25 protein-coding genes are annotated in these 25,749 nt (G+C 70.5%); 8 read left to right on the top strand and 17 right to left on the bottom strand.

The features are described 5' to 3' along the window. Positions 1–24 precede the first annotated feature (24 nt). The 6 genes from HZ992_RS16875 to HZ992_RS16900 all read right to left on the bottom strand — a co-directional run bounded on the left by HZ992_RS16875 (position 25) and on the right by HZ992_RS16900 (position 6,157). Positions 25–1,383 carry a sensor histidine kinase gene (locus tag HZ992_RS16875; RefSeq protein WP_245213074.1) on the bottom strand — a complete coding sequence of 453 codons (1,359 nt, stop codon included), beginning with the start codon at positions 1,381–1,383 and terminating at the stop codon, positions 25–27. Further along, positions 1,380–2,057 carry a response regulator transcription factor gene (locus HZ992_RS16880; RefSeq protein WP_209382990.1) on the bottom strand — a complete coding sequence of 226 codons (678 nt, stop codon included), beginning with the start codon at positions 2,055–2,057 and terminating at the stop codon, positions 1,380–1,382. Before HZ992_RS16880 ends, HZ992_RS16875 begins: the two co-directional genes overlap by 4 nt. A 3-nt stretch (positions 2,058–2,060) precedes the next feature. Beyond that, the gene (locus HZ992_RS16885; RefSeq protein ID WP_209382991.1) at positions 2,061–2,414 is read right to left on the bottom strand and encodes a methyltransferase family protein; all 354 of its coding nucleotides are present in this window, start codon (positions 2,412–2,414) and stop codon (positions 2,061–2,063) included. Next, the gene (locus tag HZ992_RS16890) at positions 2,398–2,874 is read right to left on the bottom strand and encodes a Spy/CpxP family protein refolding chaperone (protein ID WP_209382992.1); all 477 of its coding nucleotides are present in this window, start codon (positions 2,872–2,874) and stop codon (positions 2,398–2,400) included. The genes HZ992_RS16885 and HZ992_RS16890 overlap by 17 nt, the downstream gene beginning before the upstream one ends. 132 nt (positions 2,875–3,006) lie before the next feature. Next, positions 3,007–4,503: a 4-alpha-glucanotransferase gene (gene malQ / locus HZ992_RS16895; protein WP_209382993.1), complete on the bottom strand. Its 1,497-nt coding sequence runs from the start codon at positions 4,501–4,503 to the stop codon at positions 3,007–3,009. Positions 4,504–4,516: 13 nt separating this feature from the next. Next, the gene (locus tag HZ992_RS16900) at positions 4,517–6,157 is read right to left on the bottom strand and encodes an alpha-D-glucose phosphate-specific phosphoglucomutase (protein WP_209382994.1); all 1,641 of its coding nucleotides are present in this window, start codon (positions 6,155–6,157) and stop codon (positions 4,517–4,519) included. A gap of 89 nt (positions 6,158–6,246) precedes the next feature. Here HZ992_RS16900 and HZ992_RS16905 point away from each other — a divergent pair, with 89 nt between their 5' ends. Beyond that, the gene (locus tag HZ992_RS16905; RefSeq protein WP_209382995.1) at positions 6,247–7,602 is read left to right on the top strand and encodes a class II 3-deoxy-7-phosphoheptulonate synthase; all 1,356 of its coding nucleotides are present in this window, start codon (positions 6,247–6,249) and stop codon (positions 7,600–7,602) included. 12 nt (positions 7,603–7,614) lie between these two features. On the opposite strand, the gene HZ992_RS16910 is transcribed toward HZ992_RS16905, so the two are convergent. Continuing rightward, a complete protein-coding gene (locus tag HZ992_RS16910; protein WP_209382996.1) occupies positions 7,615–8,424 on the bottom strand; it encodes a cobalamin-binding protein in 810 nt (269 codons plus the stop codon). Positions 8,425–8,468: 44 nt separating this feature from the next. Between HZ992_RS16910 and HZ992_RS16915 the strand changes: the two genes are divergently transcribed. Next, positions 8,469–10,505 carry a S9 family peptidase gene (locus HZ992_RS16915; protein ID WP_209382997.1) on the top strand — a complete coding sequence of 679 codons (2,037 nt, stop codon included), beginning with the start codon at positions 8,469–8,471 and terminating at the stop codon, positions 10,503–10,505. Between the two features lie 13 nt (positions 10,506–10,518). Here HZ992_RS16915 and HZ992_RS16920 read toward each other — a convergent pair whose 3' ends face one another. Together HZ992_RS16920 and HZ992_RS16925 are read right to left on the bottom strand one after the other, a co-directional pair. Beyond that, complete coding sequence (locus tag HZ992_RS16920) at positions 10,519–11,670, bottom strand: tetratricopeptide repeat protein (RefSeq protein ID WP_209382998.1); 1,152 nt, start codon at positions 11,668–11,670, stop codon at positions 10,519–10,521. 49 nt (positions 11,671–11,719) lie between these two features. Next, positions 11,720–12,301, bottom strand: a complete 582-nt coding sequence (locus HZ992_RS16925; protein WP_209382999.1) for a hypothetical protein — start codon at positions 12,299–12,301, stop codon at positions 11,720–11,722. A 64-nt stretch (positions 12,302–12,365) separates the two neighbouring features. On the opposite strand from HZ992_RS16925, the gene HZ992_RS16930 reads away from it, so the two are divergent. The 4 genes from HZ992_RS16930 to HZ992_RS16945 all read left to right on the top strand — a co-directional run bounded on the left by HZ992_RS16930 (position 12,366) and on the right by HZ992_RS16945 (position 14,989). Continuing rightward, positions 12,366–12,986 carry a DUF3016 domain-containing protein gene (locus HZ992_RS16930; RefSeq protein ID WP_209383000.1) on the top strand — a complete coding sequence of 207 codons (621 nt, stop codon included), beginning with the start codon at positions 12,366–12,368 and terminating at the stop codon, positions 12,984–12,986. Positions 12,987–13,126: 140 nt separating this feature from the next. Next, positions 13,127–13,777: a DUF2726 domain-containing protein gene (locus HZ992_RS16935; protein ID WP_209383001.1), complete on the top strand. Its 651-nt coding sequence runs from the start codon at positions 13,127–13,129 to the stop codon at positions 13,775–13,777. A 121-nt stretch (positions 13,778–13,898) separates the two neighbouring features. After that, positions 13,899–14,318 carry an FKBP-type peptidyl-prolyl cis-trans isomerase gene (locus HZ992_RS16940; RefSeq protein ID WP_209387209.1) on the top strand — a complete coding sequence of 140 codons (420 nt, stop codon included), beginning with the start codon at positions 13,899–13,901 and terminating at the stop codon, positions 14,316–14,318. A 17-nt stretch (positions 14,319–14,335) separates the two neighbouring features. Continuing rightward, complete coding sequence (locus HZ992_RS16945) at positions 14,336–14,989, top strand: DUF1294 domain-containing protein (protein ID WP_209383002.1); 654 nt, start codon at positions 14,336–14,338, stop codon at positions 14,987–14,989. A gap of 18 nt (positions 14,990–15,007) precedes the next feature. On the opposite strand, the gene HZ992_RS16950 is transcribed toward HZ992_RS16945, so the two are convergent. The 3 genes from HZ992_RS16950 to HZ992_RS16960 form a co-directional block, all read right to left on the bottom strand. Next, a complete protein-coding gene (locus HZ992_RS16950) occupies positions 15,008–15,307 on the bottom strand; it encodes a flagellar basal body rod protein FlgC (protein WP_209383003.1) in 300 nt (99 codons plus the stop codon). Between the two features lie 64 nt (positions 15,308–15,371). Beyond that, complete coding sequence (locus HZ992_RS16955) at positions 15,372–15,965, bottom strand: chalcone isomerase family protein (RefSeq protein WP_209383004.1); 594 nt, start codon at positions 15,963–15,965, stop codon at positions 15,372–15,374. A 102-nt stretch (positions 15,966–16,067) separates the two neighbouring features. Further along, positions 16,068–16,979, bottom strand: coding sequence for a DUF808 domain-containing protein (locus HZ992_RS16960; RefSeq protein ID WP_209383005.1), 912 nt, complete (start codon positions 16,977–16,979; stop codon positions 16,068–16,070). 120 nt (positions 16,980–17,099) lie between these two features. Between HZ992_RS16960 and HZ992_RS16965 the strand changes: the two genes are divergently transcribed. Continuing rightward, the gene (locus HZ992_RS16965; RefSeq protein WP_209383006.1) at positions 17,100–18,521 is read left to right on the top strand and encodes a toll/interleukin-1 receptor domain-containing protein; all 1,422 of its coding nucleotides are present in this window, start codon (positions 17,100–17,102) and stop codon (positions 18,519–18,521) included. A 26-nt stretch (positions 18,522–18,547) separates the two neighbouring features. Next, the gene (locus HZ992_RS16970; protein ID WP_209383007.1) at positions 18,548–19,534 is read left to right on the top strand and encodes a toll/interleukin-1 receptor domain-containing protein; all 987 of its coding nucleotides are present in this window, start codon (positions 18,548–18,550) and stop codon (positions 19,532–19,534) included. Position 19,535: 1 nt separating this feature from the next. On the opposite strand, the gene HZ992_RS16975 is transcribed toward HZ992_RS16970, so the two are convergent. The 5 genes from HZ992_RS16975 to HZ992_RS16995 form a co-directional block, all read right to left on the bottom strand. Further along, a complete protein-coding gene (locus HZ992_RS16975) occupies positions 19,536–19,757 on the bottom strand; it encodes a hypothetical protein (RefSeq protein ID WP_209383008.1) in 222 nt (73 codons plus the stop codon). A gap of 176 nt (positions 19,758–19,933) precedes the next feature. Next, a complete protein-coding gene (locus tag HZ992_RS16980; RefSeq protein WP_209383009.1) occupies positions 19,934–20,638 on the bottom strand; it encodes an NAD(P)-dependent oxidoreductase in 705 nt (234 codons plus the stop codon). Between the two features lie 82 nt (positions 20,639–20,720). After that, positions 20,721–22,604, bottom strand: coding sequence for an ABC transporter ATP-binding protein (locus HZ992_RS16985; protein WP_209383010.1), 1,884 nt, complete (start codon positions 22,602–22,604; stop codon positions 20,721–20,723). A gap of 26 nt (positions 22,605–22,630) precedes the next feature. Beyond that, the gene (locus HZ992_RS16990) at positions 22,631–23,458 is read right to left on the bottom strand and encodes a cytochrome P460 family protein (RefSeq protein ID WP_209383011.1); all 828 of its coding nucleotides are present in this window, start codon (positions 23,456–23,458) and stop codon (positions 22,631–22,633) included. 77 nt (positions 23,459–23,535) lie between these two features. Continuing rightward, entirely contained in the window at positions 23,536–25,668 is a 2,133-nt protein-coding gene (locus HZ992_RS16995; protein ID WP_209383012.1) for an Ig-like domain-containing protein, read from the bottom strand. Positions 25,669–25,749: the final 81 nt, after the last annotated feature.

The following is a 25,749-nucleotide window of genomic DNA, read 5'->3' on the forward strand; positions in this document are numbered from 1 at the left end:
CCCGGCTGCGAGCGCAGCTCGGAACTACCCGCGCCCCGGCTCGATCGGCCAGCGCGCGCTGACCTCCAGCCCCGGCTGCGCGTTGCGCAGGCTCAGCGTGCCGCCATGCGCCTGAGCCACCAGCCGGCACAGATACAGGCCCAGGCCCACGCCACCGGTGCTGCGCTGGCGCGCGCTGTCGGCGCGGTAGAAAGGCTCGGCCAGGCGCGCCAGCTGCTCGTCGCTGACACCGGGGCCGTGGTCGCGCACGCTCACGCGCAGCTGGCCGTCGGCCTCGCGTGCCAGCTCGAGTTGCGGCGGCAACGCGGCACCTGCGCTGTGGCGCAAGGCGTTGTCGATCAGGTTGCGCAGGAGCAGGCGCACCCGCGTCGGGTCGGCCTGCACAGGCTCCAGCGTTTCGTCGATGCGCAGCGAGACCGCCGACTGCGCGAACTGCGTGGCCAGCAGCTCGCGCGCCAGCGCCCCGAGGTCCACGCGCTCGGTCTGCAGCGCGGCGTGGCCGGTGGCCAGGCGCTCGCTCTCCAGCAGGTCGGTGATCAGGTCGCGCATCTCGCCCAGGTCGCGCAGCAGCGCGTCGCGGTGTTCGCCCTCGTCCACCAGCTCGGCGTTCACGCGGGCCCGCGTCAACGGGCTGCGCAGCTCGTGGCTGATGGCCAGCAGCAGCGCGCGCTTGGCGTCGAGCATGCCGTGCAAGCTGTGCGCCATGAGGTTGATGCGCTCGGCCAGCTCGCCGAGCTCGTCGCGCCGCGTCTTCTCGATCGGCTGCGTGAAGTCGCCCGCACCGAAACGCGCCACGCCGGCACCGATGTCGTCCAGCGGCCTCAGCAGGCTGCGCACTCGCGCGTAGGCGATCACCGTGAGCAGCAGCAGCCCGGCCAGCGTGAGCCAGCCGAACGCGCGCGGCCGGTCGCTCGGCACAGGCCCGGCCAGGCCGAAGACGATGCGGTGGCCGTCGGCCGTCTGCCGCACCAGGCCCCAGCCTTCGGCGCCGATGTCGCGTTCGCCATCGCCGTTCCAGCGCCGGTGCACAGCGCGACCAGGGTGCGAGTCGTAGTGCAGCTGCGGGCCGTCGATGCGCACCGAGATCGGCAGGCGTGCCACCAGCCCCTGCGCGCGAGCCTCGTCGGGCGGCGAGCCGATCTCGGCGGCGAGCCGGTCGACGTAGTCCGCCACCATCGGCTTGGCGTAACCCTGCCAGCCGCCCTGCAGCACCCGCTGCATGCCGAACAGGAACACGCCGGTGGTGGCCAGCGCGAGCAGCAGGAACATGGTGACCAGGCGCCACTTCAGCGAGTGGCGCCAGCGGTGCCGCGTGGCGTGCCAGCGCTGGTGCGCGGCGTGCCAGCGCGCGCGCAGCCCGGTGGCCGGTGGCGCGGCCGTCACGCGCGCACCCCGGCGAATCGGTAGCCGGCGTTGCGCAGCGTGTGGATGCAGTCCAGCGGCTCGAGCTTGCGGCGCAGCCGGCTGACGAGGATGTCGACGGCGCGCGAGTGGATGTCCTCGGCCGAACGGCCGCGCAGCTTCTCGAGGATGTCGTCGCGGCTGAACACCTTGCCCGGCGCGGCAGCCAGCATGGCGAGCAGCTCGAACTCGGTGCCGGTGAGCTCGACCGCCTCGCCCTGGCGCTGCACGGCGTGGCGGTCCAGGTCGACCAGCAGGCCCTCGAAGCGCAGCTGGCGCGCCGCGGCCGGCGCCGGAGCGACGCGGCGCAACACGGTCTGGATGCGCGCGAGCAGCTCGCGCGGCTCGAAGGGCTTGGGCAGGTAGTCGTCGGCTCCGAGTTCGAGCCCGACCACGCGGTCCATCACGTCGCCGCGCGCGGTGAGCATGACGATGGGCAGGCTGCTGTCCTTGCGGATCGTGCGGCACAGCTCGAAGCCGTCCATCTCGGGCAGCATGACGTCGAGGATGGCCGCGTCGAAGCCGCCCTCACGCAGCAGCGCCAGCCCGGCGCTGGGCCGGGTGGCGTGCACCAGCTCGAACTCGAAGCGCTTGAAGTAGGCCGCCAGCGGCGGCCCGAGCTGTTCGTCGTCGTCGATCAACAGGAGTCGGGGCATGCGTCAGAGCCATCGGCGCACCGTGGCCGTGTAGTCACTGTACCAACCGCCGAAGGTGCCGCGCAGTTGCGCCTCCTCGCGCGGGATGCGCACGAGGTGCATGTAGGCCGCGTAGGCGAACGCGGCCACGGCGGCGACGAAGGAGCCGAACGCCACGGCCGCGCCGAGCAGCGCGACCGTGAGCCCCAGGGACATCGGGTTGCGGCCGAAGCGGTACGGCCCCTCCTCGACGAGCACGCCGGCCGCCGCGCCCGGGCGGACCGGCGCGCCGGCCCGGCGCAGTTGCCAGGCCGCCCACATGGCCCAGCCGATGCCCGCGAGCATCAGCGCGACGCCTCCCTCAGCCGCGCCAGCCATGGTGGCCCCGCTTGGCCATGAAGTCGCGCACCTTGGCCTGCTGCTCGGGCTTGAGGCTGTCGTAGAAGTCGGCCATCGCGGTGATCACCTCGGGGCTCTTGCTGGAGATCGCGCCGGTCTTCGCCTCGACCAGGCTCTTCGCCTTGGCGCGGTCGAAGGTGGGGCCGGCCACCAGCGAGGCCATCTCGGCACGCGGGTCGGTGGTGGTGCCGACCAGCGCATTGCGCTGCTCGCGCAGCTTGTCGGCCAGCACGCCGAGCTTGGCCTTCTGGGCTTCGTCGAGGTCGAGCTTGCTGCCGACACGTTCGACGATCTTCGCCTTCGTCTTGGCGGCGTCTTCCTCGCCCATGGCCTGCCAGCCGTGGGAATACGAGCCGCGGTGCGAGCAGGCCGCCAGGCCGCCGAAGAGAACGGAAGCGCCGAAGACGCCGATCAGGGCACGTTTGATCCAGGGTTTCATGGTGAGAGCCTCGGGGGCCGGTGGGCCCGTGATTGAACAGGGCTCCATCGTGCGCGGCGGCCCGCGCCGCGTCCTTTCGGCGCGGTATCGCTACGTAACGTTTCTTGTCGACGCGCCGGCGCCGGGCGCACTTCAGAGCCGGTCGTACAGCTGGCACAGGCGGCGCAGCCGCGCGGCGGCGTCGGCCGGCACCTGCGCCCAGCCGAAGCGCCACACCCACCAGCCGGACGGCTGGCCGGGGAAGTTCATGCGGTGCGCGCCGTCCAGGCCCATCACGTCCTGCATCGGGTAGACGGCGCTGTCGGCCACGCTGGCGCAGGCGGCGCGGATCAGGTCCCAGTGAACCGCGCGGCCATCGGTCGCGAGGTATTCGCGCAGGTGGTGGCGCGTCGATTCCGCGGCGCTGGCCCACCAGCCCAGCGTGGTGTCGTTGTCGTGGCTGCCGGTGTAGACCACGGTGCCGGGCTCATAGCGGTGCGGCAGGAAGCGGCGTTCGGCGGTGTCGTCCTCGCCCCAGGCGAACTGCAGGATGCGCATGCCGGGAAAGGCGAACTCGCGGCGCAGCGCATCGACGTCGGGCGTGATCACGCCCAGGTCCTCGGCGATGATGGGAAGCGGCCCGAGCGCTTCGGCGATGGCGCGGAACAGTGCCTGGCCCGGCGCCGGCACCCAGCGGCCCTTCTCCGCCGTGGGCTCGCTGGCCGGGATCTCCCAGTAGCCGGCGAATCCGCGGAAGTGGTCGATGCGCACGATGTCGAGTTGCTCGACGCTGCGCCGCACACGCTCGATCCACCACGCAAAGCCCTGTTGCGCGTGCACGCGCCAGCGGTACAGCGGATTGCCCCAGCGCTGCCCGGTGGCGCTGAAGCCATCGGGCGGCACGCCGGCGATCACCGTCGGGCGGCCTTGCGCATCGAGCTCGAACAGATCGGGCTGCGCCCACACGTCGGCGCTCTGGTAGGCCAGGAAGATCGGCATGTCGCCGACGATCTGCACGCCGCGCGCATGCGCGTGCGATCGCAGTGCCTGCCACTGGCGGAAGAAGCACCACTGGCAGAAGGTCCAGAAGGCGATGCGCGCGCCGTGTGCTTCGCGGGCCGCGGCGAGGGCGAGCGGCGTGCGCGCGGCCTGGCCGTCAGGCCACTCGCACCAGTCGCGCCAGCCGTGGTGTTCGGCCAGGGCCATGAACAGGGCGTAGTCCGGCAGCCAGTCGGCGTAGCGCTGCACGAAGGCGGCGAGGTCGGCGCGTTCTTCGGCGCCGGCCTGCGTGGCGAAACGCGCTGCGGCACGCGCCAGGCGCTCCATGCGGAACGACACCATCGCGCCGAAGTCGATGCGCTGCGCATCCAGGCCGGGCACGGGTGCGACGTCCTCCGCGCTCAGCCAGCCGCGCTGCTGCAGTTCACCCAGGTCGATCAGCAGCACGTTGCCGGCGAAGGCCGAGCTGCTCATGTACGGTGAGTTGCCCGGGCCGATGCCGCCCAGCGGGAGCACCTGCCACAGCGTCTGCCCGGCTTCGGCGAGCCAGTCGACGAAGCGGTAGGCCTCGGGCCCGAGGTCGCCGCTGCCGTGCGGGCCGGGCAGCGAGGTGGGGTGCAGCAGGATGCCGCTGCGGCGCGGGAAGCGCATCGGCCGCGCCCCTTCAGGTCACCACGTCCGGCTGCTGCCGGCCGGTGCGCGCGCGGATCTGCGCCAGCTCGTCGGCCAGCGCGATCAGGTCGGCCAGCGCGTCCTGCGTGTCCTGCGCATGGCGGGATGGCTCACCCTCGTAGCGCTCGATGTAGACGCGCAGCGTCGAGCCTGTCGTGCCCGTGCCCGACAGGCGGTAGACGATGCGCGAGCCGTCGTCGAAGACGATGCGCAAGCCCTGGTTCTTCGACACGCTGCCGTCCACCGGGTCGGTGTAGCTGAAGTCGTCGGCCAGCGCGACGCGGCGGCCGGCCAGCGTCTGCCCGGCGAGCGTGGGCAATCGGTCGGCCACGGCCTGGGTCAATGCCTTCGCGATGGGCGTGTCCAGGTCTTCGTAGTCGTGGCGCGTGTAGTAGTTGCGCCCGTAGGTGGCCCAGTGCTCGCGGGCGATCTGCTGCACGCTTTGCTGGCGCGCAGCCAGGATCGACAGCCAGAGCAGCACGGCCCAGACGCCGTCCTTCTCGCGAACGTGGTTGCTGCCGGTGCCGGCGCTCTCTTCGCCGCACAGCGTGATGCGTCCGGCGTCGAGCAGGTTGCCGAAGAATTTCCAGCCGGTTGGCGTCTCGAAGCAGGGCACGCCGCGCTTCGCCGCGACCCGGTCGACCGCGCCGCTGGTGGGCATGGAGCGGGCCACGCCGGCGATGCCCTTCGCATAGGCCGGCGCGTGGTGCGCGTTTGCGGCGAGCATGGCCAGCGAATCCGAGGGCGGGATGAAGATGCCGCGGCCGATGATCAGGTTGCGGTCGCCGTCGCCGTCCGACGCCGCGCCGAGCTCGGGCGCGTCGGCGGCCATCATGCGGTCGAGCAGTTCCTTCGCGTGAACGAGGTTCGGGTCGGGGTGGCCGCCACCGAAGTCGGGCAGCGGCGTGCCGTTGACGACCGTGCCCGACGGTGCACCGAGCTCGCGCTCGAAGATGGCCTTCGCGTACGGCCCGGTGACGGCGTGCATGGCGTCGAACGAGAGCCGGAAGCCGCCGGCGAACAGCGCACGCAGCGCGGCGAAGTCGAACAGCTTGCGCATCAGCTCGACGTAATCGGCCACCGCGTCGATGACCTCGAGCTTCATCGTGCCGACCGCCTGCGTGCCGATGCGGCCGAGGTCGACATCGGCCGACTCGACCGTCAGGATCTCGCCGATCGCCAGCGTCTTCGCGTAGATCGCGTCGGTGACCTTCTCCGGCGCCGGCCCGCCGTTGGCGGCGTTGAACTTGATGCCGAAGTCGCCGTCGGGCCCGCCGGGGTTGTGGCTGGCCGACAGAATCAACCCGCCGAAGGCGCCGTGCTGGCGGATCACGCACGAGGCCGCCGGCGTCGACAGGATGCCGCCCTGCCCGACCAGCACGCGCGCGAAGCCGTTGGCCGCGGCGATGCGGATCACCCGCTGGATGGCCTCGAGGTTCCAGTAGCGGCCGTCACCGCCGACGACCAGCGTCAGCCCGCCGAAACCGGTGGGCGGCTGCACCGCGTCGAACACCGATTGCACGAAGTTGGCCAGGTAGTGGCCCTGTGCGAACTCGGTGACCTTCTTGCGCAGGCCGCTGGTGCCGGGTTTCATGCCGGCGATCGGGGCGGTCGGAATGCGGGTGATGTTCATGCGGTCTCCTGGCGCGGCATTCTCCGCTGCGCGCAAGGCGAGAGGCTACAGTGCCGCACCGGGCCTTGGGCCCCGCCGAGTTACATCGCATGAACGAAATGTGGACGCCCGACAGCTGGCGCCAGCGCACTGCCCGGCAATTGCCGACCTACCCCGATGCCGCCGCGCTGGCGCAGGCCGAGCGCCAACTCGCGGGCTGGCCGGCGCTGATCTTCGCCGGCGAGGCCGATGCGCTGCGCACCCGCCTGGCCGCGGTGGCGCGCGGCGAGGCCTTCCTGCTGCAGGGCGGCGACTGCGCCGAGAGCTTCGAAGACCTCGGCGCCGACACGGTGCGCGACACCTTCCGCGTCATCCTGCAGATGGCCGTGGTGCTGACCTATGGCGCCGCCTGCCCGGTGGTGAAACTCGGGCGCATCGCCGGGCAGTTCGCCAAGCCGCGTTCGTCAGACGTGGAGACGGTGGACGGCACCGCCCTGCCCTCGTACCGAGGTGACATCGTCAACGGCGCCGAGTTCACGGCCGCCGCGCGCACGCCCGACCCGCAGCGGCTGATCCGCGCCTATTCGCATTCGGCCTCGGTACTGAACCTGCTGCGTGCGCTGGCCCAAGGCGGTTTCGCCGACCTGCACCAGGTGCACCGCTGGACGGCCGACTTCGTGCGCGACAGCCCGCAGGGCGAGCGCTTCGAGGCGCTGGCCGGGCGCATCGCCGATTGCCTGGCCTTCATGGAGGCCTGCGGCTTCGACGCCGCGCGAACGCCGCAACTGCACGCGGTGGAGTTCTACACCTCGCACGAGGCGCTGCACCTGCACTACGAGCAGGCGCTGGTGCGCCGCGACGAGGCCAGCGGCCGCTGGTACGGCGGCTCGGCGCACCTGCTGTGGCTGGGCGAGCGCACGCGCGAGGTCGAAGGCGCGCATGTCGAGTTCCTGCGCGGGCTGCACAACCCGATCGGCATCAAGGTCGGCCCCACGGCCACGCCCAGCGACCTGCAGCGCCTGCTCGACCGCGTCGACCCGGATCGTGTGCCCGGCCGCGTGGTGCTGATCAGCCGCATGGGTGCGGGCAAGCTGCCGAATCGCCTGCCGGCGCTGGTGCGCTCACTGCGCGAGGCGCAGCGCGACGTGGTGTGGTGCTGCGACCCGATGCACGGCAACACCGTGAGCAGCGCCAATGGCTACAAGACGCGCGACTTCGCGGCCATCGTCACCGAGGTGCGCGACTTCTTCGCCGTGCACGCCGCCGAGGGCAGCCACGCCGGCGGCCTGCATTTCGAGATGACCGGCCAGGACGTCACCGAATGCCGCGGAGGCGCTCAGGGCCTGACCGATGCGAGCCTGGAAGAACGCTATCGCAGCGCCTGCGACCCGCGGCTGAACGGCTCGCAGAGCCTGGAGCTGGCCTTCATGGCGGCGGAGATGCTCAAGGCCGGGCGCAAGGCCTGATCCTTGCCTCGATCAGGACTGCCGCGCCGCCCAGGCGGCGCAGAGCCGGTGCAGTTGCTCCAGACCGTCCGTGAGCGCCGCCGGGCCGGGCTGCAGGATGTCGCAGCTCTTGATCTCGTGGAGCTCGCCGTCACGCACTGCCGGCACGTCTTGCCAGGCCGCACGCGCGGCGACGCGCTCGGGGCGGAACTTCTTGCCGCACCAGCTGCCGACGATCAGGTCGGGCGCACGCCTGGCCGGCTCGAGCGCGTCGGCGATGACGCGGTCGCGGCCCATCGATTGGCTCGCCAGCTCCGGGAACACGTCGGCGCCGCCAGCGATGCCGATCAGTTCGCTCACCCACTGGATGGCGCTGATCATGGGCTCGTCCCATTCCTCGAAGTAGATCCGCGGGCGGCGCGGCCAGCGCGCGGCCTCGGCGGCGATGTCGCGGTGGCGCTGCTGGCAGGCGGCGATCCACGACTCGGCTTCGGTGTGGCAACCCACCAGGCCGGCCACCAGCCGCAGCGTGCCGAAGATCTGCGCCACGCTGCGCTGGTTGGTGACGAGCACGTTCAGTCCGGCGCGGATCAGCTTGTCGGCCAGCGCCGCCTGCATGTCGGAAAAGCCGATCACCAGGTCGGGCTCGAGTGCGACGATGCGGTCGATCCTGCCGTCGAGGAAGGCCGAGACGCGCGGCTTCTCATGGCGCGCGCGGCGTGGCCGCACGGTGTACCCGGAGATGCCGACGATGCGCCCCTCCTGGCCGAGCAGGTAGAGCCACTCGGTGGTCTCCTCGGTCAGGCAGACGATGCGTTGCGGGCCGGTGCGGGGGTCGGACATGGGCCGCGAGCATGCCACGTCCGTGCCGCCGTATGCTCGGGTGCATGAGCCGTTCGCCCCCCATCGCCTCGCGCCGCCCACACGACGTCTCCTTGCACGGCGAAACGCGCATCGACGACTGGCACTGGCTGCGCCAGGTCGACGACCCCGAGGTGCTGGCCCACCTGCACGCCGAGAACGCCCACGCGCGCGCCTGGCTGGCCCCGCTCGACGGGCTGCGCGACACGCTCTACGCCGAGATGCTCGCGCGCATCCAGGAAGACGACGACGAGGTGCCGTGGCGCAAGCACGGCTGGTGGCAGTGGAGCCGCACCGAGACGGGCCGCCAGTACCCGATCTACCTGCGCCGCCGCGACACGCCCGAGGCTCGCGAAGAGCTGCTGCTCGACATGAACCGGCTCGCCGAAGGCAAGCCCTTCCTGCAGCTCGGAGCGCTGGAAGTCAGCCCCGATGCCGCTTTGCTGGCCTATTCGCTCGACGAGACCGGCGCGCTGGACTACACGCTGCGCGTTCGCGACCTGGCCACGGGCACCGACCTGCCGCTGGCCATCGAGAAGACCGAAGGTGCCGTGTGGGCCAACGACAGCCGCACCCTCTACTACCTGAGCAAGGACGAAGCCCGCCGCACGCACCGCCTGTGGCGTCACCGGCTCGGCCAGGACGGCGCCGACGAGCTGGTGTTCGAGGAGACCGACGAGCTGTTCTGGCTGGACCTGGGCAAGACGCGCGACGATTGCTGGCTGGTGCTGTCCTCGGCGAGCAAGGACACCACCGGGCTGTGGGTGATCGACGCCAGCGACGCGCAGGCCGCCCCGCGCGCCGTGCTGCCGCGGCGCAGCGGCATCGAGCTCTCGCTCGACCACCGCGCGGGCCGCTTCTACCTGCTGGTCAACGACCGCGGGCGCAATTTCCGGCTCGTCGAGACCTCGGCCGAATCGCCGTCGCTGAACGACGCCACCGAGTTGATCGCGCACCGCGACGACGTGATGCTGGAATCCGTGGACCTGTTCGACCGCCACATGGTGGTGCAGGAGCGCGACCGCGGCGTGCTCAAGCTGCGCGTGTGGGAGCTGGCCAGCGGCCGCGCGTGGGACGTGCCCTTCGACGAGAGCGTGTACACCGCCGAGGGCGACGTCAACGAGGAGTTCGACACCGACGTCTTCCGTTTCGAGTACACCTCGCTGGTCACGCCGCACTCGGTGTTCGACCTCGACATGGCCAGCGGCGAGCGCACGCTGCGCAAGCGCCAGCCGGTGCTCGGCGGCTACGACCCGGCGCTGTACGCGAGCGAGCAGTTCATGGCGCGCGCCGACGACGGCACCGAGGTGCCGGTCTCGCTGGTCTACCGGCGCGATCGACGGCAAGGCGCGCCGCAGCCGCTGCTGATGTACGGCTACGGCGCCTACGGCTTCGCCAGCGACGTCTACTTCTCGTCATCGCGCCTGTCCCTGCTCGACCGCGGCGTGGTGTTCGCCGTCGCCCATGTGCGCGGCGGCGGCGACCGCGGCCGGCTCTGGTACGACGAGGGCAAGCTGGCGAAGAAGGCCAACAGCTTCAGCGACTTCGTGGCCTGCGCGCAGGCACTGGTCGACCTCGGCTGGACGGCGCCGGACAAGCTGATCATCGAGGGCGGCAGCGCCGGCGGGCTGCTGGTGGCAGCAGCGGCCAACCTGAGGCCGGATCTGTTCCGCGCGGTGGTGGCCGAGGTGCCCTTCGTCGACGTGATCAACACCATGCTCGACGAGACACTGCCGCTGACCGTGGGCGAGTTCCTCGAATGGGGCAATCCGAAGGAGCGCGGCGACTACGAGACGATGCGCCGCTACTCGCCCTACGACAACCTGCGGCGCGCGGCCTACCCGGCGATGTACCTGCGCACCAGCCTGAACGACAGCCAGGTGCCGTACTGGGAGGCGGCCAAGTACGCGGCGCGGCTGCGCACGCTGAAGACCGACGATCACCCGGTGCTGCTGTCCATCAACATGGACGCTGGCCACGGCGGCGCCTCGGGCCGCTACGACGCGCTGAAGGAACGTGCCGAAGTGCTCGCCTTCATGCTCTGGCAGTGGGGATTGGCGTGAGCCAGGCCACCCCTCACTGCACGCGCAGTTCCTTCATGCGCTCGAGCTTGCCGGCGTAGAGCTCGCGGTCCGCCGCCCGGGTGCTCGAGGCCTTGGCCAGCGCCAGCTGGTGCCGCGCCTCGTCGAATTCGCCCAGGCCGAGCAGCGCCATCGCCAGCCCGAAGTGGAACTCGTGATAGTAGGCCGAGCGCGACACTTCCTTCTGGAACAGCGTCTTCGCCTGGGCATAGTCGCGTTGCCTGAGCGCCTCGAGACCGCGGTGGAAGTAGTGGAAGGGCGGCGCCGGCTCGATGCTGGCCAGCCGTTGCTGCGCCGCCTGCGCCTCGGCGAGGCGGCCCTGACGGCTGTACACGCTCGCCAGGTTGGACAGCGCCGCCGCGTTGGCCGGCTCGAGCGCGAGCAGTTGCGTCAGCACGCGCTCGGCCTGCATCAGCCCGCCGCGCCGCAGGTAGACCACCGCCAACGTGTTGTAGGCGGTCAGGAAGGTCGGCTCGGCCTCGATCGCAGCGCGCGACCACCAGTAGGCGTCGTCGACCTGGCCCGCCGCCAGGCTCTCCGCAGAGCGGTTGTTCATGAACATCGCCATCACGGTGCTCTCGCCGATCACCCGCGAGTGCTGGCGCTGGCCGGGCAGCGGCGGGTCGAAGTCGATGGTCACCGCCGCCACCGCGTCGAAGCGCACATTGCTGCCGCCGCCCAGGCGGTTGTTCAATGTCAGATTGACGTGGCCGCTGGAGACCAGCAGGTTGCCGGCGCGGCCCCACGTCTCGTCGACGAACACGCTGTGGTACTGCACCGGCATGCCCAGGTGGCGGGCCAGCGCCGATGTCATGATGACCAGCGACAGGCAGTTGCCGGCACGCGCGTCGAAGGCCTGCGACGCGGTGCGCGTGGTCGCGGTGTCGTACTCCAGGCGAAGGCGTTCGCGGCGGGAGAGCGCTTCGGCCAGCGCGGCACGCTCGCCCTTGTTGCGCACCTCGGCGGAGAGATCGACCTCGAGGTAGCGCTTCATCGCGTCGGACAGCGCGAACACCTGCGAACGATCGACGGGCTGCGAGGGTGCGGAAAACAGGCTGTCGTCGAACACCGTGCCGGTGGGCACGAGCGGCGCGGTCGAACAGGCCGACAGCAGCAGCGCGGTCAGCAGGGCCAGGCAGCGTTTCATGGCGGTCTCCCTCGCGCGGTCGGCGCGACGCCTGCCTACCTTACTCCAGTCAGCGGCTGTCGTCGGTCTTCGTCACCGACAAGGGCATCTGGCCAGTCCAGCTGCGCTCCATCTCGTCGAACAGCGAGTGGGAGGCTTCGGAGACCTGCACCTCATCGTGCCGTGCTTCGGCAGCGGCGCCGCGTGAGCGCACCGCGGCATCGATGCGGGCGCGCAGCTCCGCCAGCGGCTCGGACGTGTCGCCGCGCATGAGCAGGTCGAGCTGCTCCAGGCCCTTGCGCAGCACCGGCACCGGGATGTCGCGCTTGATGGCCCGCGAGCCCGAACGGCCGAGATGCTGTTCGATGAACCCCAGATGGCGCATCAGGTGGCGCGTTTCCGGATGGCGGCGCAGCAGCGCGCGCAGTTCCTCGTGGCTGCGCCGCAACGCTTCACCCGACGTCGGCGCCACGGTCGGCGCCTCGGGCTCCGGCGGCTTCTCGCCCAGCACCAGATGCAACTGTGCACCGCGGCGCTCCACCTTCAGCGGACGCTTGAGCAGGTCGCGCACCCAGGTCACCGGGCCGCCCGACTTCTTGGCGGCGCGGGAGGATCGAACAGTCGAGGCAGATGGGGGCTTGAGCGAAGGCATGGCGGGGGCGGATGTTCCGAGCTGCGAGACTGCCACGCCGCGGGCCGATTCCACGCCTGGCCGGATGCGCTTCCACGAAATAGTCCCGCTTTGTGGCGCTGTTGCACCGAGCGGAACCCGGCGCGGCGTGCGTGAGTCGAACCAAGGCCCCAACACCCTCGCGGGAATTGCCATGCCGCATCCGATCCGCCCCTTCGCTGCCGCGCTGCTTCTTGCCCTTGCCGCCTCGGCCGCGCAGGCCGGCGGTGTCGAGGTGAGCTTCGATGCGCAGTCGAGCTTCACCGATGCCGGCAGCACCCCGCGAGAGCGCGAGCAGCGGCTGGCGGCTCTGGCCGAACACCTCAAGGCGCTGGGCCAGCGCGGGCTCAGCGACGATCGCTCGCTCCGCATCGAGCTGATCGACCTCGACCTCGCCGGCACGTTGCGGCTGGCGCAGCACCCGGCGGGCACCGAAGTCCGCGTGCTGCGCGGCGGTGCCGACGGGCCGCGAATCGAGTTGCGCTACACGCTCAGCGACGCATCCCGGGTGATCTCGACCGGCCACGAGACCCTGTTCGATGCCGGCAGTCCGGGCTTGTCGCAGGGCGCCGACAGCAGTGGAGGTGATCCGCTTCGTCATGAAAAGCGGCTGCTCGATCATTGGTTTGCGCAACGATTTGCAAGCACGGCCCCCGCACCGCGTTGATCGCGTGTTGCGGGCGGCTGGCGTGAAATCCTGCCGCTGTTCCAGCGACCGCGAGGCCGTTCCCGGCGCTAGCCTGTGAACATTGCCCATCCGCCGAGGCCGCCTTGGAACAGTTCGAACTCACTTCCCTAGCCGCCCTGATGATCTCGGCGCTCCTGCTCACCTGGCTGTGGGCGCGCCGCCGTGGCGGTGCCCTGCGGAAGCCGGCCGAGGAGCACCTCGACACGGTGCAGTCGTGGAAGCCCCAGGCCGTGCGGGTGCTCACCTTGCCCGAGCGCAAGGCCTACGACCTGATGCGCAAGGCGCTGCCGAGCAAGCTGGTGCTCGCCCAGGTGCCGCTGGCGCGCTTCATCAGCGTGCCGACGCGCCATTCCTACAGCGACTGGCTGACCCGCGTGGGCCGCCTCAGCGTCGACCTGCTGGTCTGCGACAAGAGCTCGCGCGTGATCGCCGTCGTCGACGTGCGCACCGCCGCCCAATCCGAGCGCAGCCAGCGCCGCCACGAACGCATGTCACAGGTGCTAGAGGCCGCGGGCGTGCGCGTGATCCACTGGAATGCCGACACGCTGCCCAGCGTGGCCGAAGTGCGCGCTCTCTTCAAGGAGCAGGCTGTCGAGCTGGAGGAAGAGATCCTCGGCCCGGCCGGCAAGCGGCTGCTGCCGGTGCCCGAGGCGGTGGAGGTGCCCGCCGATGCGCCCGAACTGGCCCTCGGCCCGCAGCTCGAGCCGGTATCGTCGGATTACTTCGACGACCTCGACGCGCTGGCTCCGCACCCTTCGGCTCGCCGCTGAACCGGCTGCACCGGGCCGCGCGAGCAACAACCGGGTACAGCCGGCTCGAGGCGAGCTCGTTAGGATCGGCGCTCCAACCAACGCCGAGAGGAAGACTGTGCCGAAGCCGTCGATCTGTGCCCTGCTCCTGACCCTGGCCGCCCTGCCCGGCGCGTATGCGCAAGGCGATGCGGCAGCCGCTTCGGCCAAGGAGCCCGGTGCCGTGGTCACGCCCAGCGGGCTGGTCTACCGGTCCCTGCAGGACGGCACGGGCGGCAGCCCGGCGGCCACCGACGTCGTCAAGGTGCATTACCGCGGCACGCTGCCCGACGGGCGCGAGTTCGACAGCTCGTACAAGCGCGGACAGCCGGCAAGCTTCCCACTGGACCGCGTCATCAAGTGCTGGACCGAAGGCGTGCAGCGCATGAAGGTGGGCGGCAAGGCCAAGCTCACCTGCCCCAGCACGATCGCCTACGGCGAGCGCGGTGCCGGCAACGGCCTGATCCCGCCCAACGCCACCTTGTTCTTCGAGGTCGAACTGCTCGACATCGGCGGCCGCTGAGTCCGGCCCGTTCGCCCATGAACAAGCAAGGCACCATCGTTCGCTGGGATGCCGATCGCGGCTTCGGCTTCGTGCGCAGCCCCGCCACCGACACCGATGTCTTCTTCCACATCCGCGACTACCGCGGCGGCAGCACCTCGCCAGCCGAGGGGCTGCCGGTGCGATTCGAGGAGATCCACGTGGGCGGCAAGGGGCCGCGTGCGATGGCGGTGATGCCGCTGGACTACGTCGATCCGCGTCGGCCCGAACCGCCCCCCGTGGAGGCGCCCGGCCGGTCCGCAGGCCGTCGTCGCGGCCCGCCGCCGCCGCACGTGGTGGCCGAGATGCGCGCCATGCTGATGCTGGTGCCGGCTTATCTGGCGCTGCTGGTCTGGTCGGCCTGGTCGCAGCGCGTGCCGGTGCCGGTGGTGCTGGCCGCGCCGCTGCTCAGCGTGCTGACCTTCTACCTCTACTGGCGCGACAAGTTCGCGGCGCAGCGCGGCGCCTGGCGCACCCCCGAGAACGTGCTGCACGTGGCCAGCCTGGTCGGCGGCTGGCCGGGCGCCTGGTTCGCGCAACGGCTGCTGCGCCACAAGTCGTCGAAGCAGGCGTTCCGCCAGGTCTACTGGGGCACGGTGGCGGCCCACTGGCTTGCGCTGCTGCTGTGGCTGTACAGCGCGCCGGCGCGCTGAACCGACCGCGCGACTCGATCAGGCCTGCACGTCGAGCAGGCTGCCCAGCATGTCGCGCTCCACGCGCAGCGTCTGCAGGTTGGCGCGGTAGAGGGTGCTGGCCTGCATCTGGTTGACGATGTCTTCGGCCAGCGCCTCGCCCGGCGCGGCGGCCTGGGTCAATTCGGCGCGCACGCCACCGGCCGGCTCGGCGCTCTGAACCACCTGCTGGCGGCGAAAGCCCGGCGTCTGCGTGTTGGCGATGTTGTGCGCCGAACTCTGCAACTGCAGCGAAGCGGCGTTCAGCCCCGACAGGGCGGTCGACGAGATCGGGCTCATGGTGGTCCTCCGACCCTGTTTTCGGCCGCGAACGCCGGAACTTGAGCCCCCGATCTGTATGCGCCTATTCCAGGCCGAGAAGCGCGTCGCGCAATTGCATGTCAGCCGGCGATTCACCGAACCAGATCTTCAGCACCATGGCAAAGAACTCGTCGTCGCCCACCGGGTTGCCCTGCGGCTTGCCGAGGATGTAGAAGATCGTGCCCTTGCCCGGAACGAACTCCATCGCGAAAGATTCGCCTGGCAGCATCTTCGAGCGGCCGGAGAACACCTCGATCAGCCGCGCGCTCGACAGCGCATGGCGCTGCACCTGCTCCTTGGTGGAGTTGTCGCCCATGCCCTTCAGGAACAGGCGGCCCAGGTCGGTGCCCGGCAGCTCGCGCAAGGCGGTGAACTGCAGCCGCTTCGGGCCAGGCAGCGCGATGACGTCCGCCGCGGTGGACACCTTCTTGGTGGTGTACAGGCCCATGTCGTACACCTTGAAGATCGCTCGGTAGCGCGTGCCGGTGCCGTTGAGCTGCAGCTTGGTGCCCTGCACGTCCATTGCCGGATCGAACTTGGTCGAGGTGGGCGCGGCCAGCGCGGCCCCCGCGGCCAGGCCGAGGGCGAGCACGGTGGCGGCCAGGCGAGAAGACGGCGTGACGGGGCTGCGCTTCATGGGTTCTCCTCCGGTGTCGTTCTGTGCGACGGTTGTCGATGGGCCCATTATTCCGCCGCGCCCCGAGCGCGCCCGCGGCGCCGGCCGCGGGCGTGTCGCAGTTCACGCCGGCTGGCCGCGCAATCGCTGGAACAGCGTCACTCCAGCCAGCACGATGGCGCCGGCGACGATGCCCAGCAGCGCGTCGGCCAGCGTCGGCAGGGTGGCTGCGGCGAGCGAGCCCAGGCTCTCGGCCCAGGCCTGGATCGCATGGTGCAGCGGCGCAATGCCATGCACGAGGATGCCGCCGCCAACCAGGAACATCGCCGCCGTGCCGGCAATCGACAGCCCCTTCATGAGCCACGGGGCGGCGCGCAGGATTCCGCGGCCCACGGCCTGCGCGAAGCTGCCATCGCGCCGGCTCAGCCACAGGCCCGCATCGTCGAGCTTGACGATGCCGGCCACCACGCCGTAGACGCCCACCGTCATCACCACCGCCATGCCGGCCAGCACGATCGCCTGCGTGGTGAACGGCTGGTTGGCCACCGTGCCCAGCGTGATCGCGATGATCTCGGCCGACAGGATGAAGTCGGTGCGCACGGCCCCCTTGATCTTGTCCTTCTCGATGGCGACCAGGTCGATCGCTGGGTCGGCCAGGGCACGGGCCAGCTCCTCGCGGTGCGCGGCATCCTCCGCGGCGTCGTGCATGAACTTGTGGGCCAGCTTCTCGACGCCCTCGAAGCACAGGAAGGCACCGCCGATCATCAGCAGCGGCGTCACCAGCATCGGCGCGAAAGCACTGATGGCCAGCGCCGCCGGCACCAGAATCGCCTTGTTGATGAACGATCCCTTGGCCACCGCCCACACCACCGGCAGTTCGCGGTCCGCACTGACGCCGGCCACCTGCTGGGCGTTCAGCGCCAGGTCGTCGCCGAGCACGCCGGCCGTCTTCTTGGCCGCCACCTTGGACAGGATGGCCACGTCGTCCAGGACGGTGGCGATGTCGTCGAGCAATGCAAGAAGGCTGCTGGCCATGTGGTGTGCAACGCGGGTGATAGGGATGGGCGCCGTCGGCGGCAGCGCGCATCGTAGCCGCACCGCATTGCACCGCCGGTGGATCGGCACAACAATCGCTCGCCGCACGGAGCCTGCCGCTTGAAGCTGTTCATCTCCTACCCCTCCGACCAGAAGGACCTGGCCGAGCGCCTGCGCCTGGCCCTCGAGGCCGAGGGCCACGGGGTGTTCACCGACCGCTCCGAGCTGAAGGAAGGCGAGCCCTACCACGAGGCGCTGCGCGAGGCCATCGAGGATGCCGACGCGATGGTCTTCTTCATCACGCCGCGGTCGGTGTCTCCAGGCAGCTACGCCCTCACCGAGCTCGACACCGCGCAGCGGCGCTGGCGGGCGCCGGGCGGCCGCGTGCTGCCGGTGGTGGTGGCGCCCACGCCGATCGACACGATCCCGCCTTACCTGCGCTCGGTGACGCTGCTGCAGCCCAAGGGCGACACCGTCGCCGAGACCGTGGCCGCGGTGGCGCGAATGCGGCGCGGCATGCCGCTGCGCGCCCTGATCGGCGCGGCCGGCATCGTGCTGCTGGCCATCGGTGCCGGCCTGTATGGCTACCAGCACCTGCAGGAGCAGCGCGCCCGAGAAAAGGCGCGGCTCGAGTTGCAGGCGGCCGAGCTGGCGGCAGCAGTACAACTGTGCGATGCCGGCAGCCACGCGGTGGCCTGGAAGCAGTTCACCGCCGTGGCCGCCTCGCGCCCCGGCGACGAGACGGTGCGCCTGGCCCGCGAGGAGTGCGGCATGCGCTGGCTGCGCGAGATGCGCGTGGTCGGCGACAAGCAGACCTTCTCCGAACAGGTCGAGCAGGTGCAACCGGTGCTCGCGCAAGGGCTGGGGCTGTCGCGCGGCGAGCATCGCGGCGACCTGGCGGCCCACCTGGGCTGGGCCGACTTCCTGCGCAGCCGCGACGGCGTGGCCGCGCCGAGCCCGGTGCCGATGTTCAAGGCGGCCCTCGCCGACGACCCCGGCAACGTCTACGCCCACGCGATGTGGGCGCACAACCTGTCCTGGACCACCCGCGAGCTGAACGAGCCGGTGCTCGAGCATTTCGCCGTGGCCGCGAAGAGCACGCGCGACCGACCGTGGCTGCGCAACATGCAGTTCTCGGTGGCCTACAACCGCGGCGCGCACTATGGCTACGCGCTGGTCGTGGCCGACCAGATGCGCGTGGCCGGCGAGACACCTGACGCCACGCAGCGCGACCGCCTGTGGCGCTACCTGATCGACGGGCCGCTGACCCAGCCCCAGGAGCGCGACGACGTGCTGAACCGCCTGCCGCCCGAGAGTGCGCTGGCCACCTTCGAATGGCTGTACCCGGCCGCGCAGACGGTGGCCGACCGCCAGCCGCTGCACCGCTTCACGCTGGCCCTGCTGCGCTCTCGCGTCGGCCAGCGCGACGCCGCACGCGGCGAACTGGAGTTGCTGCACAAGCACTTCGTGGCCGAGAAGATGGACAGCCGGCTGAGCCGCGCCACCGCGCAGCTGCTGGCCGAGCTGCGCAAGCCGGCCTGAGCGCCCGCACCAGCACGCTGCAGCCCATGGGCGCCATCTTCATCAGCTACCGCCGCGATGACACCGAGGGCCATGCCGGCCGGCTCTATGAAGACCTGGTCGAGCGCTTCGGCCGGCAGGCGGTGTTCTTCGACGTCAGCGCGATCGAGCCCGGGCAGGACTTCCGCAAGGCCATCGACGCCAACGTGGCGCGCTGCAGCGTGCTGCTGGCCATGATCGGCCCGCGCTGGCTCGATGCCAGCGCCGGCGCGCGGCGCATCGACGATGCGGGCGACTTCGTGCGGCTGGAGATCGCTTCGGCGCTGAAGCGAGACGTGCCTGTCGTGCCCGTGCTCGTGCAGGGCGCGAAGATGCCCGCGGCGGCCCAGTTGCCCGCCGACGTCGCCGATCTGGCCTGGCGCAATGCGGTGGAGCTCAGCCACGCTCGCTGGCCGTCGGACGTGCAGGTTCTGGCTCAGGCGCTGGCGGTTCACATGGGCGGGGCCGAGGCGGCGCCGCCACGGCAGCAGGCCCCCGGTTCGGCATCGACGCGACCGCAGGAGCCTGTGCATTCTTCCCCGCGGTGGAAGCTGTGGGTGCTGCTCGCCGCCCTGCTTCCCGTCGTCGCCGCCGCCGGCTGGTACTTCACGCGCCCGGATCCGACGCTGCCGCCGCCACCGGTCGATCGCGCGCGCATCGCCGCCCTCGTCGCGCAGATGAACGACAACGACATGGCACCGCGCAAGTCGGCCACCGCAAAGATGCTCGCCGAGCATCGCCGGTCGGCGCTGGCGGTGGAGCTGGCGGTGGATCAGCTGTCGGAGGCGTCGTTCCAGCGCCTGTCGAAGGAAGGCCGGGTGAACGTGCTGACTTTCCTGGTGGAGAGCGAGCTGTCGGCGTGGACGCCAGCGCAGCGGGGTGAAGCCCGTGCCTCGTTGGCGCGCATCCGGGGCCGCATCGCCGCCGGGCAGGCCGCGCTCGGGCCGCAGATCCTCGAGCTGCTCGGGCAGCTCGAGGAGCGGCTGTCGCGCTGAACTACTGCAGCCGGCAGGGCTGCACGGCCGGTGTCGCGAACTCGCGGCCCACCACCGTGCGTGCGTAGAGGTAGTTGTCGCGTGCACGGGTGCTCAGAGCATCCATGTCGACATGGCCCTGCGCATCGCAGGGAAAGGTCAGCGCACGGCCTTCGTTGAACAGCGACTGGAACCGCAGTTCGAACGCGAGGTGTCTGGCCAGGGGCATCGGGGCAGTGTTCATGTTGCGGTCTCCTGCAACGGCTTCGGTTCACTCGATGCAAGCGTAGACAGTGGGTGCGGGCCTCGCCATGGACGAGCACCGCGAAGCGCTGTACGCCTGCATCGCTGCATCGTGTAGGAAACGCGCTGACAGCGCCTCCCGCCGACACGGGAGGGAGATCCCCCTACTTTCGAGTGTCACGCCACCGTGAGCACCTTGCCGATGGCGGAGGTGTCGTCGATCAGCCGCACCATCAGCGCGGCCACGTCTTCGCGCGAGATGCCGCGCCACCCCCAGCGCAGGTTCTCGCCCACGTGCAGCGGCCCGCCGGCCGGGGCGTGGCTGAAGCGCGCAGGGCGCAGTACCGTCCAGCGCAGCGAACTGCCGCGCACCAGCGCCTCCTGGCGCTCCTTGTCGGCCATCACCTCGGGCATCAGGCGCTGCAGCCAGCGGCCGAGGCCCAGCGGGCCGGCGACCACCGAATTGCCGACACCGGCCGCGCCCAGCAGCACCATGCGGTCCACCCCGGCCTCGGACATCGCCGCCACCAGGTGCCGCGTGGCCAGGGCCGCCAGCGGCGGCTGGCGCGATGCCGCGGCATCCGGTTGCTGCAGCGTCTCGGGCTTGTGGCCGACCAGGCACAGAACGGCGTCGTGGCCCTCGAGCACGCCCTGCAGGCTCTGCGGTACCAGCGGGTCGGCATGCACGAGTCTCAGGCCCTCGTGCGACAAGGGCAGGTGCGTCGGGTCGGCCAGGAAGGCACTGACCCGGTGGCCGGCCGCCAGCGCATGCCGCACCGCATGCTGGCCGGTGGCCCCGGCCGCGCCGAACACGGCGATGCGCGCCCGTGCGTCCACGGCCGGTGCCTGCGGCGGCGTGAAGCGGTAGGACATGGTCGCCATCGGACGGACTCGTAGCGCAAGGGGAGCGCCACTGTGACCGCCGTGTGGCCGGCGGCGAATCCCTACCTCAACGCCGTGCAGCTCAGGCCGGTGTGGCCAGATCCGCCTGCGCGACGCCCTCGTCGTCGGCATCCTCGCCGAGAAAGCCGCCGCTCTGGTGCGCCCACAGCCGGGCGTAGATGCCGCCGCGCGCGAGCAGGCTGCGGTGGTCACCTTCCTCGACGACACGGCCCTTGTCGAGCACGATGAGGCGGTCCATCGCCGCGATGGTGGACAAACGGTGTGCGATCGCCACCACCGTCTTGCCTTCCATGAGCCGGTACAGGCTGGCCTGGATGGCCGCCTCGACCTCGCTGTCGAGCGCGCTGGTGGCCTCGTCGAGCAGCAGGATGGGCGCGTCCTTGAGCATCACGCGGGCGATGGCGATGCGCTGGCGCTGGCCGCCGGAGAGCTTCACGCCGCGCTCGCCCACATGCGCGTCGTAGCCGATGCGGCCCTTCGGGTCGGTCAGACCCTGCACGAACTCGTGCGCCTCGGCGCGCTGCGCGGCGGCGATCATCTGCGCGTCGCCGGCGTCGGGGCGGCCGTAGAGGATGTTGTCGCGCACCGAGCGGTGCAAAAGCGAGGTGTCCTGCGTCACCATGCCGACCTGCGCGCGCAGCGAGTCCTGCGTGACGAGTGCGATGTCCTGCCCGTCGATGAGGATGCGTCCGGATTCGAGGTCGTAGAAGCGCAGCAGAAGGTTGACGATGGTCGACTTGCCGGCGCCCGAGCGGCCGACCAGGCCGATCTTCTCGCCCGGGCGGATGTGCAGCGACAGCTTCTCGATCACCCGCGGCGCGCTGCCGGCACTGCGGCCATAGGCAAAGTCCACCGCCTCGAAGCGGATCTCGCCGCGCGGCACGACGAGCGGCTTCGCGTCGGGACGGTCCACCACGAGATGCGGCCGTGCCAGCGTGTTGATACCGTCCTGCACGGTGCCGATGTGCTCGAACAGCGAAGCCATCTCCCACATGATCCAGTGCGAGATGCCGTTCAAGCGCAGCGACATCGCGGTGGCCGCGGCGATCGCGCCGATGCCCACCTGGCCCTTCGTCCACAACCACAGCGCCATGCCGGTGGTGCTGGCCACCAGCAGCATGGACAGCATGTGGTTGACCACCTCGAAGCCCGTGACCAGCCGCATCTGGCCGTACACGGTGGCCAGGAACTCCTGCATCGCCGAGCGCGCGAAACCCGCCTCGCGGCGCGCGTGCGAGAACAGCTTGACGGTGGCGATGTTGGTGTAGGCGTCGGTGATGCGCCCGGTCATCAGCGAACGCGCATCCGCCTGCGCCTGCGCCACCTTGCCCAAGCGCGGCACGAAGTAGACCAGCGCCACCACGTAGAGCGCCACCCAGCCGACGAAGGGCGCGAGCATCCAGACGTCGAAGGCGCCCACCACGGCCACCATGGTGATGAAGTAGATGAGCACGAAGACCAGGATGTCGGTGATGACCATCACCGTGTCGCGCACCGCCAGCGCGGTCTGCATCACCTTGGTGGCGATGCGGCCGGCGAACTCGTCCTGGTAGAAGCCCATGCTCTGGGCGAGCATCAGGCGGTGGAAGTTCCAGCGCAGCCGCATCGGGAAGTTGCCGGCGAGCGACTGCTGCTTGAGCAGTGACTGCAGCGCCACCAGCAGCATGCTGCCGGCGAGCACGCCGCACAGCAGCAGCAGCGTGCGGCCATGCTCGGCCCACAGCTGCGCGGGCGCAACGAGCGCCAGCCAGTCCACCACCTTGCCGAGGAAGCTGAACAGCAGCGCCTCGAAGGCACCGATCACCGCCGTGGCCAGCGTCATGCCGGCGATGTAGGGCCGCATGCCCTTCGTGCAGTGCCAGACGAAGGCGAACAGGCCCTTCGGCGGCGTGACCGGCTCGGCGTCGGGGTACGGGTGGACGAACTTTTCGAAGGCGCTGAACACGCCCCGAGGTTAGCGCAGCTTCGACTTCAGGGCTTGGCCGCCACCTCGATGGTGCCCTTCATCGTGGGGTGCAGGCCGCAGATGTAGGCGATGTTGCCGGCCGCATCGAACTGCAGTGCCGCGCTCTGGCCCTTGAGCATGAGCTCGCTTCGCTGCGTGCCGCCGACCACGCTGATCTGGTGCGGCGTGTCGTCGCCGTTGACCCAGGTGACGCGCTGGCCTGCGCTGACCTTCAAGGCGGCCGGGCCGAACGAGAAGCCGCTGATTGCCACTTCGGTGGCCGCGCCGGTCGTGGCCGCCACCGCCTGCGAGGGGAACCTGCCGGCCAGCTTGGCCAGGTTGGTGAGGTAGTCGTCCCTGGCGAACGGCAGGTGGCACTGGTAGCACGCACCGAGGTTGGCCTTCTCGTTGGGCTGTCCGTCGGGCGTGAACGACTGGTAGATCCAGTCGCCATTGCGAATCGACGCGGGGATGTCCTCGCCCCAACCCTGCTTCTTCTGCATCGAGTTCACGGCGACCAGCTTGTCTTTCACGAAGCGTCCGTTCGCGTCCTTCACCGGCTTCCCGTCGGCATCGAGCTTGGCCGCGTAGGCCGCCAGCGTGATCACCGTGCCGTCGGGAATCGGCTGGCCCTCGCGCGCCGCCTTCACCGCATCGGCGCTCGTGTAGAACTCGCGGTACTGCTTGGTATCGGGCCGGTCGACGGTGGCGTACATCACGCCCTTGTCCCAGCCCTCGGGAAACTTGAGCCGGTTCGGCCCGGGCGGCACCAGCGCCTGCGCCACGGCCCATGTCGCGCCACCGGCGGCCAGCACCGCGCCGAGCGCGGCCATGTGCTTCGTCATTCTGTGCATGCTTGTCTCCTGGGGTGATCGGGATCGACCGGTCTGCCGTCTACGCATACGAAGGCCGATCGATTCCGGACGCACGCTCACGGCAGGTAGTTCAGGCCCTCGGGCAGCGGCAGCGAAATCGGCACCTCGAAGAACGGGCCGGCGCCATCGGGGTCGATCACGGTCGTGCCGTGGGTGGCGAAGAAGACCGCGATCTGCTGCTGTGCGGCCACTGCATAAGGCGCCGTGCCGGCCGCACCGATGTTGGTCAGGAAGGTGTGCGGGTTCTTCGGCACCGTCGGGTCGGCCGCCACGGCCAGGTCGTTGCGGAAATACACCGCGCGATCGGCCAGGTCGCCGGCGCGGATGATCGCCGTGCTGGTCGGGTTGGGCACCGTGACGTCGCCCTTGGCGAACTGGATCAGCACCGGCTTGGCCGCATGGCCCGGCAGCGGGTTCTTGCGGATGCGCTCGGCATACGACACCGGGTTGCCCGACTGCTGCACCCATTCGTTGCGGTCGAGCAGTTGCTGGATCGCCATCGCGCCGGCCACGTTGTTGATGCGCGGCGGCTCGTTGCGCAACGGCATGTTCTCGTTGAACTCGATGCCGGTGGGGTTGGGGCTCACATTGATGAGCGACGGCAGCCGCGAGATCAGCGCGATGCCGGTCAGCGGGCGGAATGCGCCGAGCCGCGCGATCTCGGTGATCGAGCCGCCCGGCACGTTGGGCACGCCGGCCTTCAGCGCGGGCTCCACGCCGAGGAAGATGGTGCCGTAGATGCCGCCGAAGGACTGGCCGGCGTAGTAGATGCGCTGCGAATCCAGGTCAGCCGTGCCGTCGCCGTCGACGTCCATGCCCACCTCCACCTCGCGCACCAGTTGCATCAGGTCGACCACCGTCTGGCGCAGGCCGTCGCGGCTGCCGATCACGGTGCGCGGCGCTGCGGCGTTGACACCCTCGGTGGAATCGATCGTGCCGTTGCCGTCCTGGTCGAAGCCGCGGCCGCCCGCGTTCACCACCACCGGCGTGGCGCCGTTGCGCAGCACGTTCAGCGTGCCCAGCGCACCGCCGCCGTGGCCCACGACGTTGATCGACAGCGTGGCGATGCCGCGCGAGGCCAGCACCGAGGCCACCGTCCACGGCGCGCCGTACATGGAGTCGGTGAAGCCGTGGCCGAAGATCGCCACCGGCCAGCCACCGGCCGGCCTGGCGCCGGCAGGCACGAACAGTTGCAGCGTCAGCTCGTTGCTGCCCTGCGGCTGCGGCTGCCCGTTCAGCGTTCCGGTGGCAGGGATGTGTTTCTGCGCCGTCTGGTAGTCGGGCGAGCGGAACTTGCCGTAGGCGATCTGCGCCACGGCGCCCGGCACCACGCCGAGGGCGGGGGTCGGCAGGAAGCCCGGCGTGAACGCTGGCGCGGCGCCGGTCTGACGATTGAACTGGATGCCCAGCACCTGCGCCGCGGGGAACACCGAGCGCACCGCGCCCGTGCCATCGTTGCCGGCCATGAAGTCCACCGGCGCCGGCGTGGACGCCTTGATCTGCCGCGAGATCTTGGCCAGGTCGGCGGTGGTGCTCTGCGTGGTGAAGAGCGTTGCCGCCACCACCTTGTCGCGGCCGCGCTGGCCATGGCGCATGGCATCGCGAAGGTCGCGGCGGTACTCCGAGTGCCCGCGGCCACGCGCGCCGCGATCGTCGTCGTCGTCGTCGCGTGCCGCCTGGATGCGCTTGCCGCGGCTGTCGCGCACGCCGTCAGTGACGATCAGCACGTAGCGGGAATGTTCCTGCAGCAGTTCGTCGGATTCGAAGGCGAGCGTCTTCGTCGCCGGGTCCCACAGCACCTGGTTGATGCCGACCTTGTGGCCGAAGCCGCGCATCGTCATCGTGTCGCCGAGGTTGAGCAGGTACACCGTGCTGCTGTTCACCGTGGTGGGATCGATGTCGCCCGTGAAGGGAACGGTGATGCGCGGTTGCGTCGAGAAGCCGTCGAGGGTGTTGATGACGGCGATGTCGGCGCAGTCGCTCGGCCGCACGGCGCAGTCGGGCTGCGGCAGCGCCACGCGGCGGAAGGTGATGTTTGACCAGTCGCGCACCGTGAAGCGGTCGCTCGGGAAGATGGTCGCGGCCGGGTCGCCGGCGTCGTTGCGGATGCTCACGCCGTCGGCAGCGGCAGCGAGCGGAACGAACAATGCGCAGGCGAGCGCCAGCCGGCGCAAAGGGGAACGGTGCATCGATGTCTCCTTGACGCGCGGCATGTTGGTGTTGTGGACAGAAAGCGCCGTCGCGGTCCCGCAGCATGCGCCGTCCTTGAC

Origin of the sequence: Rhizobacter sp. AJA081-3 (assembly GCF_017795745.1) — a bacterium.
Classification (GTDB): Bacteria; Pseudomonadota; Gammaproteobacteria; order Burkholderiales; family Burkholderiaceae_C; genus Piscinibacter.

Bases quoted from the DNA above. Each gene is read 5' to 3' on its own strand.
- HZ992_RS16880 (WP_209382990.1), bottom strand. From the start codon at position 2,057: ATGCCCCGACTCCTGTTGATCGACGACGACGAACAGCTCGGGCCGCCG.
- HZ992_RS16885 (WP_209382991.1), bottom strand. From the start codon at position 2,414: ATGGCTGGCGCGGCTGAGGGAGGCGTCGCGCTGATGCTCGCGGGCATC.
- HZ992_RS16890 (WP_209382992.1), bottom strand. From the start codon at position 2,874: ATGAAACCCTGGATCAAACGTGCCCTGATCGGCGTCTTCGGCGCTTCC.
- malQ (WP_209382993.1), bottom strand. From the start codon at position 4,503: ATGCGCTTCCCGCGCCGCAGCGGCATCCTGCTGCACCCCACCTCGCTG.
- HZ992_RS16900 (WP_209382994.1), bottom strand. From the start codon at position 6,157: ATGAACATCACCCGCATTCCGACCGCCCCGATCGCCGGCATGAAACCC.
- HZ992_RS16905 (WP_209382995.1), top strand. From the start codon at position 6,247: ATGAACGAAATGTGGACGCCCGACAGCTGGCGCCAGCGCACTGCCCGG.
- HZ992_RS16910 (WP_209382996.1), bottom strand. From the start codon at position 8,424: ATGTCCGACCCCCGCACCGGCCCGCAACGCATCGTCTGCCTGACCGAG.
- HZ992_RS16915 (WP_209382997.1), top strand. From the start codon at position 8,469: ATGAGCCGTTCGCCCCCCATCGCCTCGCGCCGCCCACACGACGTCTCC.
- HZ992_RS16920 (WP_209382998.1), bottom strand. From the start codon at position 11,670: ATGAAACGCTGCCTGGCCCTGCTGACCGCGCTGCTGCTGTCGGCCTGT.
- HZ992_RS16925 (WP_209382999.1), bottom strand. From the start codon at position 12,301: ATGCCTTCGCTCAAGCCCCCATCTGCCTCGACTGTTCGATCCTCCCGC.
- HZ992_RS16930 (WP_209383000.1), top strand. From the start codon at position 12,366: ATGCGCTTCCACGAAATAGTCCCGCTTTGTGGCGCTGTTGCACCGAGC.
- HZ992_RS16935 (WP_209383001.1), top strand. From the start codon at position 13,127: ATGATCTCGGCGCTCCTGCTCACCTGGCTGTGGGCGCGCCGCCGTGGC.
- HZ992_RS16945 (WP_209383002.1), top strand. From the start codon at position 14,336: ATGAACAAGCAAGGCACCATCGTTCGCTGGGATGCCGATCGCGGCTTC.
- HZ992_RS16950 (WP_209383003.1), bottom strand. From the start codon at position 15,307: ATGAGCCCGATCTCGTCGACCGCCCTGTCGGGGCTGAACGCCGCTTCG.
- HZ992_RS16955 (WP_209383004.1), bottom strand. From the start codon at position 15,965: ATGAAGCGCAGCCCCGTCACGCCGTCTTCTCGCCTGGCCGCCACCGTG.
- HZ992_RS16960 (WP_209383005.1), bottom strand. From the start codon at position 16,979: ATGGCCAGCAGCCTTCTTGCATTGCTCGACGACATCGCCACCGTCCTG.
- HZ992_RS16970 (WP_209383007.1), top strand. From the start codon at position 18,548: ATGGGCGCCATCTTCATCAGCTACCGCCGCGATGACACCGAGGGCCAT.
- HZ992_RS16975 (WP_209383008.1), bottom strand. From the start codon at position 19,757: ATGAACACTGCCCCGATGCCCCTGGCCAGACACCTCGCGTTCGAACTG.
- HZ992_RS16980 (WP_209383009.1), bottom strand. From the start codon at position 20,638: ATGGCGACCATGTCCTACCGCTTCACGCCGCCGCAGGCACCGGCCGTG.
- HZ992_RS16990 (WP_209383011.1), bottom strand. From the start codon at position 23,458: ATGCACAGAATGACGAAGCACATGGCCGCGCTCGGCGCGGTGCTGGCC.
- HZ992_RS16995 (WP_209383012.1), bottom strand. From the start codon at position 25,668: ATGCACCGTTCCCCTTTGCGCCGGCTGGCGCTCGCCTGCGCATTGTTC.